This window comes from Pseudomonadota bacterium (genome assembly GCA_039815145.1).
Classification (GTDB): Bacteria; Pseudomonadota; Gammaproteobacteria; order Steroidobacterales; family JBCBZW01; genus JBCBZW01.
On sequence record JBCBZW010000019.1, the window covers coordinates 1 to 15,727 of the forward strand.

18 protein-coding genes are annotated in these 15,727 nt (G+C 67.1%); 12 read left to right on the forward strand and 6 right to left on the reverse strand.

What is annotated here, in order from left to right; translation table 11 throughout:
• Window positions 1-158: 158 nt before the first annotated feature.
• Genes AAF184_07450 through AAF184_07460 form a run of 3 tightly spaced genes read right to left on the reverse strand, consistent with a single transcriptional unit; the run spans window position 159 to window position 4,051 of the window.
• Entirely contained in the window at window positions 159-1,745 is a 1,587-nt protein-coding gene (locus AAF184_07450; GenBank protein ID MEO0422154.1) for a beta-galactosidase, read from the reverse strand.
• Window positions 1,732-2,688, reverse strand: a complete 957-nt coding sequence (locus AAF184_07455; protein MEO0422155.1) for a hypothetical protein — start codon at window positions 2,686-2,688, stop codon at window positions 1,732-1,734. Before AAF184_07455 ends, AAF184_07450 begins: the two co-directional genes overlap by 14 nt.
• Before the next feature lie 13 nt (window positions 2,689-2,701).
• Window positions 2,702-4,051 (reverse strand): lipopolysaccharide biosynthesis protein, encoded by a 1,350-nt coding sequence (locus tag AAF184_07460; GenBank protein MEO0422156.1) that lies wholly within the window; start codon window positions 4,049-4,051, stop codon window positions 2,702-2,704.
• A gap of 190 nt (window positions 4,052-4,241) precedes the next feature.
• Here AAF184_07460 and AAF184_07465 point away from each other — a divergent pair, with 190 nt between their 5' ends.
• The gene (locus AAF184_07465) at window positions 4,242-5,177 is read left to right on the forward strand and encodes an alpha/beta hydrolase (protein MEO0422157.1); all 936 of its coding nucleotides are present in this window, start codon (window positions 4,242-4,244) and stop codon (window positions 5,175-5,177) included.
• Window positions 5,178-5,219: 42 nt separating this feature from the next.
• Here AAF184_07465 and AAF184_07470 read toward each other — a convergent pair whose 3' ends face one another.
• A complete protein-coding gene (locus AAF184_07470; protein ID MEO0422158.1) occupies window positions 5,220-5,558 on the reverse strand; it encodes a hypothetical protein in 339 nt (112 codons plus the stop codon).
• A 28-nt stretch (window positions 5,559-5,586) separates the two neighbouring features.
• A complete protein-coding gene (locus tag AAF184_07475; protein ID MEO0422159.1) occupies window positions 5,587-6,648 on the reverse strand; it encodes an XdhC family protein in 1,062 nt (353 codons plus the stop codon).
• Between the two features lie 117 nt (window positions 6,649-6,765).
• On the opposite strand from AAF184_07475, the gene AAF184_07480 reads away from it, so the two are divergent.
• The 11 genes from AAF184_07480 to AAF184_07530 all read left to right on the forward strand — a co-directional run bounded on the left by AAF184_07480 (window position 6,766) and on the right by AAF184_07530 (window position 14,750).
• Window positions 6,766-7,383 (forward strand): hypothetical protein, encoded by a 618-nt coding sequence (locus tag AAF184_07480; GenBank protein MEO0422160.1) that lies wholly within the window; start codon window positions 6,766-6,768, stop codon window positions 7,381-7,383.
• 74 nt (window positions 7,384-7,457) lie between these two features.
• Complete coding sequence (gene ccmA, locus AAF184_07485) at window positions 7,458-8,030, forward strand: cytochrome c biogenesis heme-transporting ATPase CcmA (GenBank protein ID MEO0422161.1); 573 nt, start codon at window positions 7,458-7,460, stop codon at window positions 8,028-8,030.
• Window positions 8,031-8,046: 16 nt separating this feature from the next.
• Window positions 8,047-8,712: a heme exporter protein CcmB gene (gene ccmB / locus AAF184_07490; protein MEO0422162.1), complete on the forward strand. Its 666-nt coding sequence runs from the start codon at window positions 8,047-8,049 to the stop codon at window positions 8,710-8,712.
• A 118-nt stretch (window positions 8,713-8,830) separates the two neighbouring features.
• Window positions 8,831-9,661 carry a heme ABC transporter permease CcmC gene (ccmC, locus tag AAF184_07495; GenBank protein MEO0422163.1) on the forward strand — a complete coding sequence of 277 codons (831 nt, stop codon included), beginning with the start codon at window positions 8,831-8,833 and terminating at the stop codon, window positions 9,659-9,661.
• 1 nt (window position 9,662) lies between these two features.
• A complete protein-coding gene (gene ccmD / locus AAF184_07500; GenBank protein MEO0422164.1) occupies window positions 9,663-9,827 on the forward strand; it encodes a heme exporter protein CcmD in 165 nt (54 codons plus the stop codon).
• Window positions 9,824-10,261 (forward strand): cytochrome c maturation protein CcmE, encoded by a 438-nt coding sequence (gene ccmE, locus AAF184_07505; GenBank protein ID MEO0422165.1) that lies wholly within the window; start codon window positions 9,824-9,826, stop codon window positions 10,259-10,261. Before ccmD ends, ccmE begins: the two co-directional genes overlap by 4 nt.
• A complete protein-coding gene (locus AAF184_07510) occupies window positions 10,258-12,240 on the forward strand; it encodes a heme lyase CcmF/NrfE family subunit (GenBank protein ID MEO0422166.1) in 1,983 nt (660 codons plus the stop codon). The genes ccmE and AAF184_07510 overlap by 4 nt, the downstream gene beginning before the upstream one ends.
• Window positions 12,240-12,794 (forward strand): DsbE family thiol:disulfide interchange protein, encoded by a 555-nt coding sequence (locus tag AAF184_07515; protein MEO0422167.1) that lies wholly within the window; start codon window positions 12,240-12,242, stop codon window positions 12,792-12,794. Before AAF184_07510 ends, AAF184_07515 begins: the two co-directional genes overlap by 1 nt.
• Window positions 12,791-13,285 carry a cytochrome c-type biogenesis protein gene (locus AAF184_07520; GenBank protein MEO0422168.1) on the forward strand — a complete coding sequence of 165 codons (495 nt, stop codon included), beginning with the start codon at window positions 12,791-12,793 and terminating at the stop codon, window positions 13,283-13,285. The genes AAF184_07515 and AAF184_07520 overlap by 4 nt, the downstream gene beginning before the upstream one ends.
• Window positions 13,282-14,439: a hypothetical protein gene (locus AAF184_07525; GenBank protein MEO0422169.1), complete on the forward strand. Its 1,158-nt coding sequence runs from the start codon at window positions 13,282-13,284 to the stop codon at window positions 14,437-14,439. Before AAF184_07520 ends, AAF184_07525 begins: the two co-directional genes overlap by 4 nt.
• A 44-nt stretch (window positions 14,440-14,483) precedes the next feature.
• Entirely contained in the window at window positions 14,484-14,750 is a 267-nt protein-coding gene (locus AAF184_07530; GenBank protein ID MEO0422170.1) for an acyl-CoA-binding protein, read from the forward strand.
• A gap of 37 nt (window positions 14,751-14,787) precedes the next feature.
• Here AAF184_07530 and AAF184_07535 read toward each other — a convergent pair whose 3' ends face one another.
• On the reverse strand, window positions 14,788-15,717 hold the full coding sequence (locus tag AAF184_07535) for a PDZ domain-containing protein (GenBank protein ID MEO0422171.1): 930 nt from the start codon (window positions 15,715-15,717) through the stop codon (window positions 14,788-14,790).
• Window positions 15,718-15,727: the final 10 nt, after the last annotated feature.

The following is a 15,727-nucleotide window of genomic DNA, read 5'->3' on the forward strand; positions in this document are numbered from 1 at the left end:
CGGTGGTACGCCGAAGTCGTGGTCAGGGCGGGCGAGGGTAGCTTTCACCTGCTCGCCCGCGAGGAGCGGCGGAGGCAGCACGCGCTGTGCCACCTGATCCGTGCCGATGGTGGCTGCCAGTAGCCGTTCCAGCGGGTCGCGGTGCGTGCGCTTGCTCGTCATGGCGGTGATTGCGCTCGGGTGAGTTCGATCAGGTGGAGATCGACGGGGTGATCCAGGGTCTCCACGTGCAGGGGCCATAGAGCGGCCTCTGCATTGTTTGGAATTAACGTGATCCGCAGGGCGTGCCAAGCGCCGCCACCGGGCACGGTCAGTTGTGCCGAGCGTTGGCCGAGACCGCTCAGTCCCAGCGAGGCGGGGCCGTCCTGCGTAGCGCGTGCGAGGACGGTGAGTTGGAGGGCGTCGGTCCCCGCGTCGGCCAGGAAGTCCTCGTTGAAGTGCACCTCGCAGGTATCGCGCGAGCGCAATCGCGTCGCCCACAGGCCGTAGGGCTGGTCCGCGGGGCCGACCCCGGTGACGCGTTCGCCACAGCCTCGGGCGAGGGCGAGCACGCCGTAGTCACCTGGGATGAAATCGCCGCGGCGAAAGGCGATCCAGGCGCCGCCGCTAGCACTGGGACTCAGGTGGGCGCCCAAGTGGCGCCGCGCGAAGGCGAGGCCGAGGGCGACGCCTGGGTCCTGCGAGCGAATGAGATCCAAGCGATTGACCGCGAGTCGGCTCACGCCGAGGTGCAGATCGGACAGCACTCGCCAATAAAACCATTGGGTAGCCGAGGGGGCGGCCGTGGCGGGGTAGTCCGTGCGTCGATCGGCGGCGAGGGTGATGGCCTCGGCGTAGCAGATGCGTCGGCCCTCGCGGCATTGGGTGCGCATGGTCTCGTACACGTCTCGGCTGAAACCAGAATTGCGCGGTTGGATATCGCTCGAGGTATGGAACACCCCAGCACGACCTGCATCCAGCAAGGGTTGTAGCCGGGTGCGTAGGCGGGCCCCTTGGGCACCCTTACCCAGGCGGCTCTGATCCTCCTGAAAGACGGCTCGGCGCACGAGCAGGAACGCGACCGGCGCTACCTTATCGATGTATTGATCGATGACACCTTCCGCGTAGTTCACCGCACGCTCGGGCGTCCAGTCCGTGCCGGGGGCGACGCCTGGCCCGCGCTCCCACGCGCTGGCCTCACGATAACCCTCGGGAATGGTGAGGCCCTCCGTGCCGACGGCGTTGTAGCTAAGGCGCACGGCGGCAATCGTGTCGCGATGGGGATGGGTGCGAATCCAGCGCGCCAGCGCGTCGATCAGGGCGAGTTGGGCGGACAGGTAGGTCGGGTGCCAGTACATGGGAGTGCCGCGTTCCGAGCGCACCGTGTGCAGTTGGAGCGGCAGGTAGGGCACCCGATCGAAGAGCCATGCAGGGTGGTCGTTCGCGTTGAGCTGCACAGTGGCTTGGCGCCCCGCGTTGCGGATCGCCTCGAGGCGCTCGTCGAGCAAGCTGAAGTCGTACTCGCCGGGTGCCGGCTCCACCTGGGCCCACAAGGCCCATACCTGACCACCGACCACCGCTGGCGAAGCGAAGACATCCTGACGCGTCCCGTGCCAGACGGCGTAGATCCCCACGGGAAACTGGTTCGCCAGGGAAGCGGACGGCGGGGGCGAGGCTACGTCCTGGGCGTCCTCCGGCGTCGCGCATGCGGCCAACAACGCCAGCGCCCCGAGAATACCCACGAAGAGGCGCTCAACGCCGTGCAAGGTAGCGGCTCGCCGCGTCGGTGGGGCCATCACGACCGGGTATGTAGAGGTCGTTGCCGAAGCGCTCGAGCACATCGCCGATGCACACGAGGTCTTGCCGCCGCAGGGCGAAGCGCCACCGGGGACTGCCTGCATTCATGGCGCCCTTCGCCCCCTGATCGGCTTGCTGCGAGGGTTCAGCGAGCACCTTGGCGGAGGGCAGGGAGGGGAGATCCAGCTGTGCCGTCAACCGCGACCATTCCGCCTCGGCGTTGGCGCCGATGAGGTGTTCGTAGAAATGTACGGAGAATCGGCTCGACTCCCAGTCGTGCAGGGCCACCGCGTGTTGAATGCACCATATTGCGGTGTGCCCGCGAATCTCGTCGGCGATTCGCCCGGTGCTGTCGAGCAAGGGAGCCCCGAGAAGGGTAGCCACGTGCTCGTTGGCGAGGTAGCGCTCGAGGGTGGGGCGCCAGGGCCACCCACGGCGGACTCGCGAGGCGACCACCGCACCCGGGTGGCGAATAACGAAGGCGATCCGCGCATCGTAGTGGCGTTCGAGCCAACCCAGCATGAGGCTCGCCCGCACCAGCTTGTAGATCCAACCGCCCTCAGGACTCGGTCGGCCGTAGCGCCAATAGTTGCTGACGGCGGCGCTCAGCTTGCGCACGACCTTCGGCAGGGAGTGTTGCGCGCCCGGCCGTAGCTCCTGGCGGTAGGTGCGCGCCAGGGTCCACAAGTTGCGGTACGCACCGTTGAACAGGTCATCGAAGAAGGTGCGCGCGTGGGCGATGTCGTCGGTCTCGGCGAAGCGTTGGTTGGCCAGGGGAATGGCTTGTGGAATGGCGTCGGGGTTAAGGGGCTCGAAGAGCGTGCCGGCGCGGTTGGCCGTGCTCAGCGCATCCACCACCCACGTGGTGCCGCTGCGGGCAGAGCCGGCGATGATTCGAGGTTGCAGGTCCATTCGGCAGGGGATCCTAGGCGCGGTGCAGGTTTTGGTCGTGACGCCACGCCAGCCACAGGGCGAAGGCAAGCTGGAGCATATTGGCGAGGACGCCGGCGATTGCCAAGCTCCCCACGAGCATGAGTACGTCGTGCGGTGCCCTGGCGCGCGCCGACAGCACGGCGAGCGCGAACAGTCCAAGGCGCACGCACGAGAGGCCTAACATCCAGCGCTGCTCTTCCAATGCCTGAAACACAGCGCTCGTGGGGCCGACCAGGAGCATGCTGAACGCCCACGGCGCGAGCGGTGGCGCGTAGGGCCCCGCATTCGCCCATTTCTCGCCGAGCAAGAGCACCAACAGGGGCTCGCCCATTAGGTAAAGCATGACGAAGGGCAGGGCGGTGGCGGCCGCGAGGATCACCGTGGCTCGCCAAAGCGGGCCGAACAAGGGTTCTCCGCGCCGCCGACGACCCGCCGTCCTCGGCAACGCGACCTGACGTCCTGCCTGCCCGATGGCACGTGCCGGCGTCAGGACCAGGCGCTGAGCGGCGGCGTACAGGCCCACGATCGCCGGGGCAAAGAACGTCCCGATGAGCAGGAGGGGGAGTTGCTGCGTGAGTGCGCGGATGAGGGTGCTGGGCAGGCCGAACAGGGCGAAGCCGGCGTAGCGTCGGGCGGCCGCGCCCACCGTGGCCGGTTCTGTCGCATCAGGCGGAGCGGTGGTCTTCGGCGTGGTGGCCGACGGCTGCACGGGTGGGGACGCGCTCGGGAGGCGAGTCAGGTACCAGGCGCGCACGATCAGCCCACTCACGTACGGGACTAGCAGCCCAGGCAGCGTGGGGCCTAGGCCGAGCCCCCAGCCCACTCGGCCGGCGCTGGTGAGGCCTTGCTGCGCCAGTGTGCTGCGCGCGATCACGCCGAAGGACTTACGGCGCACCGCCCACGCTTGCAGCACGTTGTTGAGGCCCAAGAGGCCGACGATAGCGGCCAGCAACAGCCACCACGCTGGCATCTGGCTGAGGCTTGCGGGTAGCCAGTGCGTCGGCCATTGCCATGCCACCAGGGCGAGGACCGAGCAGAACATCAGCAGAAGGATGAGGGACAGGCGTGAGACCTGCCGGGCGCCATGGCCTTGCCGGGGCAGCGCGATAGCGCCCTCATAGCCGAAGGAACTGGCTTGGTTGAGGGTGGTGGCGAGGGCGACCAGCAGGCTCACGCGTCCGTAATCGGCGGGGTCGAACAGGCGCGTGATCACGGGGATGGTCAGCACCTGGATAAGCCTCGCGCCGACCACGCCGCTGAGCAACGACGCCAGGTCACGGAGCGCACGACCCTCGCCGAGCTGCCTGCGCAGCGATCGCACCGCCGAGCGGAGGCGGCTCATGAGCGGACCTGGGCCGTCGAGCGCAAGGCACTGCGGAACCTCGCCCCCACGGTCGAACTCATGAAGCCATCGCTCGGTGACGCGTGAGTTGTGACGTGGTCGACATATCGGCGATACGAGTGGGTCACTTGCGTGCTAATTTGTGTGGTGACGTCTCGTAAGCACTGAGACGCGAGGAGGCAGCGGTCCGGTGACGGGTGAGGCGGTTCAACACTTCAGCGGCTCTGGCGCCAACGGCGCGTCGTTGCCCCCGGCGATCGATGCCAGTCGGCTCACGGTCGACGGACGGTCTGGCGCGCTCAGCTACTACCACGCGGGATCCGGAACTCCCGTCTTGCTGGTCCATAGTATCAACGCGGCCGCCTCCGCCTTCGAGATGCGCCCCATCTTCGAGCATCTCCGAGGTAAGCGCAGCACCTACGCGATGGATCTCCCCGGCTTTGGTTTCTCCTCGCGCGTCGATCGCCGCTACGACGTACCGCTGTACGCCACCGCGATCGAGGACATGCTGGACGTCATCGCCCAAGATCTGCCCGATCGCCCCGTGGACGTCATCGCCCTGTCGCTCTCCTGTGAATTCGTCGCCAGGGTCGGCGCCGAACACGGGCACCGCATTCGCAAGCTCGTCATGATCAACCCGACCGGCTTCAACCGCTTGGGAGCCCAGGCCAACGGACCGCCACTGGCCAACCGGGAGATCCCCGGTATGCACGCCTTGCTTTCGGCGCCCCTGTGGCGTGAGTCGCTCTACCGGGCCTTGACCCGCCCAGGCACCATCCGCTATTTCCTGCGGCGCACCTACGGCAGCGATCAGGTGGACGAGGACATGGTGAACTACGACTATCTCACCGCCCGCCAGGAAGGGGCCAGCCGCGCCCCGCTCGCGTTCTTGAGTGGACGGCTGTTCAGTCGCGACGTGCGACGTCTGTACGAAGAGCTGACCATGCCCATCTGGGTGCCCCACGGCACCCGTGGCGACTTCAAGGACTTCTCTCACGCGGAGTGGGCCCGCAAACGGTCCAACTGGCACTTCAGTGCGTTCAGCACCGGGGCCATGCCCCACTTCGAGCGGCGCATCGAGTTCACCGCCGAGCTGGACAACTTCCTCGACATCCACGCTCCCTGAGAGCCGTTCGGCGCGAGCGCCCGCCCGTCAGTTTGGGTCCTCTTAAAATACATAGGACGTGGCGTAGTCGCTGAACTCGAAATACACCTTCTTGCGCCGCTCCTCATCGTCGATGGTGCCGTTCAGGTTGGCGTCGAAGAAACCGTAGCCGAAGCGATAAGGTCTCGCCTGGGAACCGCTGGTGCCACGCGCTGTCGTCAGCTTGTCGATGCCCATGAAGCGGCGTACCAGCTTGTCCCCCGCGTAGATCTCCAGCACCCCGTCGGTGCCGGTCCAGTTCTGTACCGCGCGGCCGAGGTTGTTCTGCGTCTCCTGGGTGCACGCGCCGAGCAAAGCGATAGCAAGGCTGAGTGCGAGTATGGCTGTGAGGCGACTGTTCATCGGATTAAGTACCCTCTTCGGTAGAGTGTCAGGGAGTGCTCGGTGGCGTGGTGCGCCCGCGTAGCGTCGCGGTGATCTGCGCCAGAATGGCGAGGGCGATTTCGGCGGGGTTACGCGCGCCGATATCCAAGCCGACGGGGCCGTGGATGCGAGCGATCTGCTTAGGTTCATGGCCGCCTTCGACGAGGCGTGCCTGGCGCTTAGCCTGCGTGCGTCGACTGCCGAGGGCGCCAATGTAGAAGGCGTCGGACCGTAGCGCTGCCTGGAGGGCGGGGTCGTCCAGCTTCGGATCGTGGGTCAGGGTCACCACGGCGCTACGAGCGTCGAGGGCGAGCGTTTTGAGCGCATCGTCAGGCCAGTCACCGCAGGTGGCGACGCCACGGAATCGATCGCGCAGAAACGCCTCTCGCGGGTCGACCACGATCACCTCGTAATTGCATCGCTGGGCGATCGCCGCCAAGTGCTGCGCTACGTGTACGGCACCCACGATCACCAGGCGCAGGCGCGGATTGAAAACTTTCATGAAATGCTCGCCGTCACGGCCACTTCGGTCGGCCAGGGCGCAAGCCGACGCGCGCGCCCCGAGTGAGTGATCCTGCCCGGGGCGGCCGGGTGAAGGCTTGTGCAGTTCGCAGATGCCGGTGTGGAGGTCGCAGCTCAACACGGCCGGGATGCGTCGCTCCAGGCAGTCCAGGGCGTCCTGGAGCAGGGCTGGCGCCAGTGCGTGCGTCGAGCCCTCGGCGAGGCCTTGCAGCCAGATCTCGACCGTGCCTCCACACGCGAGGCCGACCTCGATTGCCGCCTCGTCGCTCACCCCGTAGGTGAGGAGTCGGGGCGCGGCGGGTTCGTCGCCCCCGCCGAGCATGGCGACGGCCTCGGCGATCACTGCGCTCTCGACGCAGCCGCCGGACACCGACCCTTCGAAGTGCATGTCGTCGCGGACCAACAGCTGGCTACCCGCCGGGCATGGGGCGGATCCCCAGGTGGAGACGACGCTCGCGATAGCGACGCGGTGGCCGCTGGCGTGCCAGGCGAGGCCCTGTCGCAGGTGTGCGAGATCCGCGGAGGTTTGCTCGGTGCTCTTGTCCATGTGCGCGCGTAGTGTACCGGAGCTGTCGGTGGGCTCGGCTCCCGTTGGGCGGCGAGCGGCCGGTGTAACGCATGCGTTATCCTAGGGGGATACGCAGATCAAGGAAGGAGATCCACAATGAGCGCACCGCATTCGCTTCGCCAGCGCATGAGCCAACTGTTGGTGCTCACGCTGCTCGGGGCTGGGCTGCTGCTCGCTGGAGGGGAGTCGGCGCAGGCCGGCTTCTTCGCCACCGCTTCCGAGAAGCGCGCCAAGGTCGATGCACTGGCCGAGGAGACCTTGAATCGTCTGTTCCGCGAAAGCCCGAAGGCAAAGGCTTTGTTCGATCGGTCCGTGGGCTACGCCGTGTTCGACGCCACGAAGGTCTCCCTGCTGGTCACCGGCGGCGGAGGCACCGGGGTGGCTGTCGATCGAGGCACCGCTCAGCGAACGTATATGCACATGGGGACCGGTGGGCTGAACCTGGGCATCGGCGGCCAGGTGCTGCGCCTGGTGTTTCTCTTCGGTGATTACGAGACGATGTCCGACTTCGTCAACGGGGGCTGGGGCGCTGGAGGGGGTGCCGCAGCCGTGGCCGGTCGCCATGCGGCGGCAGCGGAGACCAGCTTCATTAACGGCGTGGCCGTCTTCCAGCTGACCGACGCGGGCCTCCTGCTCGTGGCCGAAGTGACGGGCACCAAGTTCTGGCGTAGCCGCAAGTTGAATATTCCCGCCGTGCTGGAGACCAGCAACTGACAGCGCTCGCTAAGGAACAGCTCGCCGACGACGGGTTAGTCGCCGAGGCGCTCGAGCTCTGGCGGGGCGAACGCCTGCTCTTCGCCCGCCTCAGCTTTCAGGTTCAGGCCGGCGAGGTACTTCACGTCACCGGTCCGAACGGCATCGGTAAGTCCAGCCTGCTGCGGGTGCTGGCGGGGTTGACTCGCCCCGAGACCGGTACGGTGCGCTGGGGCGGTCAGGACGTTTTCAAAGATACCTACGACTTCTATTCAGCATTGTCCTATCTCGGCCACCGCGATGGTCTCAAGGGCGAACTCAGCGCGATCGATAACCTCACCTTCGCGAGTGCGCTGCGACCCGAGGGGGCCACGCGCACGGAGATCGGCGAGGCGCTGGCGGCGGTCGGGCTGACGGCGGTCGGGGGGCTCCCCCTGCGTCTCCTGTCGGCAGGGCAGCGCCGACGCGTGGCCATCTGCCGTTCACTCCTCGCACGGGGAGCCCTATGGATCCTCGACGAACCGTTCTCTAACCTGGACGTGGCCGGTCGCGAGTGGGGGCACCAGCGGGTGGCGCAGCACCTCGAGGCGGGCGGTCTGGCCATCATCACCTCCCACCACGCGCTCACCGTGCCGGGCGTTGCCGTGCGCGAGTTGGCCCTCGGATGAGCCAGGCGAGGCGCCCATGAGCGCGTTCGTGGCGGTCCTTCAGCGCGAGCTGCGCTTGGCGTTGCGACGCCCGGGGCAACTGGTCAACCCGCTGGTGTTCTTCGCCGTGGTGTTGGTGCTGTTCCCCTTGGGCCTCGACCCCGGTGCCGAGCTACTGCAGCGCATCGCGCCCGGGGTGATGTGGGTGGCAGCGCTGCTCGCCATGCTGCTGTCGCAGGAGACCCTGTTTCAGGGCGATTTCGACGACGGCAGCCTGGAACAAATGGCCCTGCAACCGCAGCCGCTCTGGTGGCTGGCCCTGGCCAAGGTGTTGGCGCACTGGCTGCTTACGGGGCTGCCCCTGGTGTTGGTGAGTCCCCTCGGGGCAGGGGCGTTCTTCGTGCCAGCCTCCGCTGTGCCCGTGTTGATGCTGGCCCTGCTCCTCGGCACGGCGATTTTGAGCCTGCTCGGTGGGGTCGGCGCGGCGCTCACGGTCGGTTTGCACCGCGGAGGCGTGCTGATCGCGATTCTGATCGTGCCCCTGCTGGTGCCCACCATGTTGCTGGGCACGCGTGCCATCGAACAGGCCATGATCGGCCTTTCCCCAGAGGGCGTGCTCCTGTGGCTCGCCGCGCTCCTGGCATTTCTGGCCTGCGTCACGCCGTTCGCGATCGGCGCCGCCCTACGCATACATCTGGACTGAGTATTCGCGGGTCGAACGCGGTCCACATTCGCCGACGACGTCGTTTGGTATGGGCTCCAGGCGAAGCATACAATTGACGGGTTTCGTGCGGGCAAGGCGCCGCTGGAGAGTTGGATTTATGTGGAAGTGGTTTCACAAGCTGGGCTCGCCGCCACACTTCTACCGGATCGCTGGCGCCTGGGCGCCGTGGTTCGGCTGGGGCGCGGCGCTGCTGATCGCGGCCGGCCTGTACGGTGGCTTGGTGCTGGCACCGCCCGACGAGGAGATGGGCGAGGGCTTTCGCATCCTCTACGTGCATGTGCCTGCGGCGTGGATGTCGCTGTTCGCGTACACCTACATGGCCGTTTTGGCCGCGATCGGACTCATCTGGCGCATGAAGCTGGCCCATGCCGTAGCCAGCGCCTGCGCCGTGCTCGGCGCCTCCTTCACGTTCCTGGCGCTGGTCACCGGCGCCATCTGGGGCAAGCCCATGTGGGGTGCGTTCTGGGTGTGGGATGCGCGGCTCACCTCGGAGCTGCTGCTGCTGTTCCTCTTCCTCGGATACCTGGCCTTGCGTGAGGCCTTCGACGATGTGGGCCAGGCGGATCGGGCGAGCGCGGTGCTCGCCATCGTCGGCGTGGTGAACGTCCCGATCATCCACTACTCCGTGGAGTGGTGGCGCACCTTGCACCAACCGCCCACGGTGATCACCAGCGAGGGGCCGCGGATCGCCGCGAGCATGGCCACGCCTTTGATCATGATGGCGCTCGGCTACACCTTGCTCTTCGCCTCACTGGTGTGTGTGCGCGTGCGTACGGAGGTGCTGCGTCGCGAACGCCAGAAGGCCTGGGTCAAGGCCCTGGTGCTGGGCGAAGACAACGACCCGGGACAGCAGGCGACGCGGAACCCCGCCGGCCCGAGTGCCTCCAACCCTACGCCGAGTCCGAGCGGCGCACCGGGAGCTGGATGACATGGCCGAGTTCTTTGCGATGGGCGGCTACGCGAGCTACGTCTGGAGCGCCGTAGGCATTTCGGCCCTCGTGATAGCGCTGAACATATGGGCGGCCCATCGGGGCCATCGGCAGATGTTGATCACCTTGCGTCGGCGGGCGCAGGTAGAGAGGGACAGAGGATGACGCCTAGACGACAGCGAATGCTGGCCGTGGCGCTGGTCTTGGTCGGGGCCGTGTCGGCCACCGCACTCGGGTTGGTCGCTGCCAGAAAGAACTTGCTCTACTTCTACAGCCCCACCCAGATCGTCAACGGCGAGGCGCCGGCCGATCGCCGCGTGCGTCTCGGGGGCATGGTCACCGAGGGCAGCGTAGAACGCGAGGAGGGCTCCCTGGAGGTCGCCTTCGTGCTCACGGACACGGCCGAGGAAGTGCGGGTGACCTACGAGGGGATCTTGCCGGACCTGTTCCGGGAGGGGCAGGGCATCATCGTCCACGGCACGGTCGGGGCGGGTGGTGCTTTCGTCGCGGACGAGGTGCTCGCCAAGCACGACGAGAGCTACATGCCGCCAGAGGTTGCCGAGAGCATGAAGGTGGCACGCGAGGCACGCGGCGAATGATCCCAGAGCTCGGCCACTTCGCCCTGGTGCTGGCCCTCGCCCTGGCGCTGATCCAGGCATTGATGGGGCTTGCGGGTGGTCAGAGCGGTCGCGCCGAGTGGATCGCGGCCGTGCGCCCAGCGGCCTACGGGCAGTTCGCCTTTGTCGCGCTAGCCTTCGCAGCGCTCACCTGGTCCTTCGTGCAGAACGACTTCACCGTTCACTACGTCGCCTCAAACAGCAACACGGCGTTGCCGGTGCCGTACCGTATCGCGGCCGTGTGGGGGGCGCACGAGGGGTCCTTGCTGTTCTGGATCCTGGTGCTCAGCATCTGGACCGTGGCCGTCGCCATCTTCAGCAACCGGCTCCCCGCGGCCTACGCAGCGCGCGTGTTAGGTGTGCTCGGGCTGATCAGTGTTGGCTTCGCCCTGTTCACCCTGGAGACGTCCAATCCCTTCGTGCGCCTGCCGCCCGGCGTGCTCGAGGGGCGGGACCTGAACCCCGTGCTGCAGGACCCAGCCCTCGCGATACACCCTCCGATGCTATACACGGGCTACGTGGGCTTTGCGGTCGCCTTCGCCTTCGCCATCGCGGCGATGCTCGAAGGCCGGTTGGATAGCGCCTGGTCCCGCTGGACCCGACCCTGGACGACCATCGCCTGGTCGTTCCTGACCGTCGGCATCGCCCTCGGCAGCTGGTGGGCCTACTACGAACTCGGTTGGGGCGGCTGGTGGTTCTGGGATCCGGTGGAGAACGCGTCCTTCATGCCGTGGTTGGCCGGGACGGCGCTCATCCATTCGCTCGCCGTGAGTGAGAAGCGAGGGCTGTTCAAGAGCTGGACCTTGCTGCTCGCCATCAGCGCCTTTTCCCTGAGCTTGCTCGGCACGTTTCTGGTGCGCTCGGGTGTGTTGGTGTCGGTGCATTCGTTCGCGTCGGACCCGACCCGGGGCACGTTCATCCTCGCCTTCTTGCTGATCGTGGTGGGTGGGGCGCTCGTGCTCTACGCGTGGCGTGCGCCCCAGCTCGACTCCGATGCGCGCTTTGCGGCGTCCTCGCGCGAGACCTTTATCCTCGCCAACAACCTGCTGCTGGTGGTGGCCACCGCGGTGATCTTGCTCGGCACGCTGTTCCCGCTCTTCTACGAGGCCTTCGGGCCGGAGAAGATCTCGGTCGGGGTGCCGTACTTCGAGTACGGATTCGCCATCGCCATGACGCCGTTGATCACGATTCTGGCCGTCGGTATGCACGCGGCCTGGAAGAAGGCCCGGCCGGAGGATCTGCTGCGTACCCTGCGCTGGCCCCTCGGACTTGCCGTTGTGCTCGGTATCGCCCTGCCATTGCTGGTGTTCGGGCGCCTCGGCCCATCGACGGCGTTCGCCATCATCATGGGGCTGTGGATCGTCTTCTCGGCGCTTCTCGAGCCGCTGACGCGCCTGCGTCGCGGGCGGGGCGTGCCCGCCACCGTGCTGGGGATGACGCTCGCGCACATCGGCGTAGGAGTGTTCACCCTTGGCGTTGCCGTCACCAAGACCTACAGCGTGGAGCTGGACACGGCCATGCAGGTGGGTGAGGTGCAGGAGATCGGCGAGCTCGGCTTCCGCTTCGACGGAGTGGTGCCCGCCGAGGGCCCCAACTACCAGGCCGTGGTGGGCACGGTGACCGTGCTGCGCGGCGATGAGGTGCTTACCACCCTCTACCCCGAGAAGCGCGTGTACCGGGTGCAGAAGAGCCCGATGACAGAAGCCGACATCGACGGCACCCTGGCGCGGGACTTGTTCGCTGCCCTCGGTGAAGATCTCGGTGCATCGGCCTGGAGTGTGCGTCTGCAGTTCAAACCGCTGATTCGCATGATCTGGCTGGGCGCGCTGCTGATGGCCATCGGCGGTGTCGTCGCGGCTTCGGACCGGCGCTACCGCGCGCGTGCGACCGCCCGCGCTCCAAGCAGCTCGGTGCCGGATGCGGCGCCGGCGGTGGGTGCGAGCCAAGGGGCGTCGGGCTGATGGTGCGCTTCTACGTGCCCGTGGTGGCCCTGGTCGTGCTCGCAGGGTTCCTGTGGGCAGGCCTGCAACGGGACCCCGGGGAGCTGCCGTCGCCCTTTATCGGCAAGCCGGCACCCGCGTTCACGTTGCCGTCGCTCTACGATGAGACGGTCACCTTCAGTCAAGCGGACCTAACGGGTCGCGTGGCCCTCGTGAACGTGTGGGGTACCTGGTGTCCTGGCTGTCAGACCGAACACCCCGTGTTGATGCGAATGGCCGAGGCCGGGGTACCGATCTACAGCATCAACTGGAAAGACGACGATGCCTTGGCCAAGCGTTGGCTGGCGCAGTTGGGCGATCCCTACGTACTCACCGGCGCCGACCGCGCCGGGCAGGCGGCGATCGACTGGGGCGTCTACGGCGCGCCGGAGACCTTCGTGATCGACGCCGGGGGGGTCGTGCGCTACAAGCACATCGGCCCGATCACCGATGCCCTTTGGCAAGAGGTGTTGCTGCCTGCCATGCGCGAGGCCGGTGAGGCCACCACGGCGCAAGCTGCAACGGGCCGGCGATGATGGCCAGGCGGCAGGTGTGGATGCGCGTGGGTGCGGTGCTGGGGCTGCTGAGCCTCATGGGCTCGGTTAGCTGGGCGATCGACGATCACACGCTCTTCGAGGATCCTGAACTTCAGACGCGCTACGATCGCCTAACGGAAGAGTTGCGCTGCGTGAAGTGCCAGAACCAGACCATCGGCGACTCGAACGCTGGAATCGCCAAGGACCTTCGCCTGAAGGTGCGCGAGATGCTGCTCGCGGGGCGCAGCGACGAGGAGATACTCGAGTACATGGTCGATCGCTACGGCCAGTTCGTGCTCTATCGCCCGCCCTTCAACGCGAGCACGGCCCTGCTGTGGTTGGCCCCCTTCCTGCTACTCGGTGCTGGGGCGGCAGTGGTGGCGGGGACGGTCCGGCGACGGGTCGCCGTGGGCGATGACCTGATGGCCTTGGAGCCGGATGACGAGCCACCCGTGGTGGGTGGCGACCACGAGGCTGACAGGGACACGTGAGCATCAACCCAGTTTTTCTCGGGCTCGTCGTGCTGATGACGGGCGTCGCCGTTTGTCTGGTCATCCTGCCCGTGCTCCGATCCGTTGGCACCGAGGGCCGCACGCGTGCCATTACCGCCGGCGTGCTGTTGCTTTTGGTGCCGCTGATCGTGCTGCTCTCCTACCCCAGGCTCAGCAACTTCGATTGGGGGACCCTGGGCACGGCGCAGACGGTGCGGGCGGCCGCGGAGGATGCCGCAGCGGGCGGCGGCGAACCGGACATCGTGGAGGCGCTGGCGCAGCGTCTGCGCAGCGATGGCGGCAGCCTCGAGGAGTGGCGCCTGTTGGGCCGCTCCTACTTCAACCTAGGGCGCTTCGATGGCGCCGAGCAGGCCTTCCGCGAGGCCTACCGCCAGAGTGCCCAGGGCGAGGATAGCCAGCTCACCGCCGAGGTGGCCGCCGAGTACGCTGAGGCGATGATCCTGAACGATCAGCGCTCGCTCCTCGGCGAGGCAGGTGACCTGTTGGAGCGCGCACTGACGACGTTGCCGGATAACCCTCGCGCCCTGTGGTGGGGTGGCCTGCGCACCTTTGAGCAGGGCGAGTACGCCACGGCCCAGGGGCGCTGGGAGAGGCTCCTCGCCGCGCCGCAGCTGGCCGATCAGGATCAGATGCGCGAGGTGCTCGAGCAGCGCATCGCCATGGCCACCCAACTCGCGGCCCAGAATGCGCCCCCGCCCGCGCAGATCCGCGAATCCATGGCAGCTGCTGGCGCCACACCGCCCGATCCCGCCGCGGAGGGCACGGCGGCGGATGACGCGGCGCACAGCACTCGCCTGCAGGTGCGGGTCGAACTGGCTGACAGTCTGCGCACCGAACTCGCCGCGCAAGACCAGGTGTTGTTCATCATCGCCCGCACCCCTGGCGGCGGCGGACCGCCCCTCGCCGTGGTGCGGCGGCGCAGTTCGGAGCTTCCCCTCGACGTCGAACTGAGCGACGCAAACGCGATGATTCCCGGACGAGGGATCTCATCGGTGAGCCAAGTCGAGGTGGTGGCGAGGGTGTCGGCGAGTGGCAACCCGATCGCCGCGCCCGGGGATCTGTGGGGCAGTCAGGAGGTGGCCGTGAGCGATGGCGGCGCGATCACCGTGACCATCGACCAGGTGACTCGGTAAGCTCTGGCCCTGCCGATACCAACAACACGCTAGGGGGAATTGCCGTGAGTGATCTGGAACAGGCCTTCGCGCAGGCGCAACAAGACGTCAAAGCGCTGACCAAGCGCCCGAGTGATGATGAGATGCTGAAGCTGTACGCCCTGTACAAGCAGGCCTCGTCGGGGGATATCAGCGGCAAGCGCCCCGGCATGCTCGATATGGTCGGTCGGGCCAAGTACGACGCGTGGGCCAAGGTCAGCGGACTGGATCGGAACGACGCCATGGAGAGCTACATCAACACCGTCAAGTCGCTGGTCAGCAGCTCCGGCTGAGCCGCTCAGTGCGCACCAGCAGCACCTGGCGAGTTGGTTAGCTGCCTTCCTCAGGGCGCTGGGTCGAGGAGCGCATGTTGAGGCCCAGGGGGCCGCGCGGGATGTAGAGCACCAGGCGCTCACCGTCGCGCTCCACCTCGATGGAGGTGGGGGTGCCGAAGGAGCCCCCTTGGGTCATGGTGACCAGGGAGCGCGTGTCGAACACGCGCGAGCCGTCGTAGCTCAGGATGGCATCCCCGGGCTGCAGTCCTGCTTCCTGCGCAGGCCCGCCGGTCAGGGTCGTGCGCACCAGTACGCGGTTCGGTCGGCCCGTGGCGTAGAGGAAGCGGTCGTAGTCGTCGTCGCCGAGCTCCGAACGCAGCTGCTCCACCCCCTCGTTGATCTGAGCCAGCTCCGTGCGATAGCGCTCGGAGCCCATCCAGCCTTCGCGCCGTGCCTGATCGCGCAGGAACAGGCGCTGCAAGGACAGCTCATCCTGGCGCGCCTTCAGGTCTGCCGCTCGGTCCGGTGCGAAGCCTGCGTCGATGAAACGTCGCAGCTCGCGTTCGTCCGGGCTGGCCGCCGCCACCGTTTCGAGTTCCGCCAGGGTCTGCGACAGGGCCGCTTCGGCCAGGGCGTCCGGATCCAGCTCAGGGCTGCTGTTGCCAGCGAGACGCTGCTCGAGCGCCTCCACCTGGTCCTGCAAGGATGCGATCTGCTCCATTAGGGCTTCGCGCGCGCGGGTCTCTGCGGTCAGGCGTTGGCTGAGCGCATTCAGGCTCTCATCGGCGGGGGCAGCCGTAGATCGACTGCCACGCTCCCAAGGTGCGCGGTTTGTGGTGTCGTCGAAGGTGCCGCTGGGGAAATCGGTGAGCGTGGCGTCGTCGCCACCGGCGAAGCGACCGCCGATCACGACGCCGATCAGCAACGCGAGAACGGTCGGCAGCACCTGCCGGGTGAGGGTATGGGCGAAGGTCTTCTGCGTCATCGAACGTGCC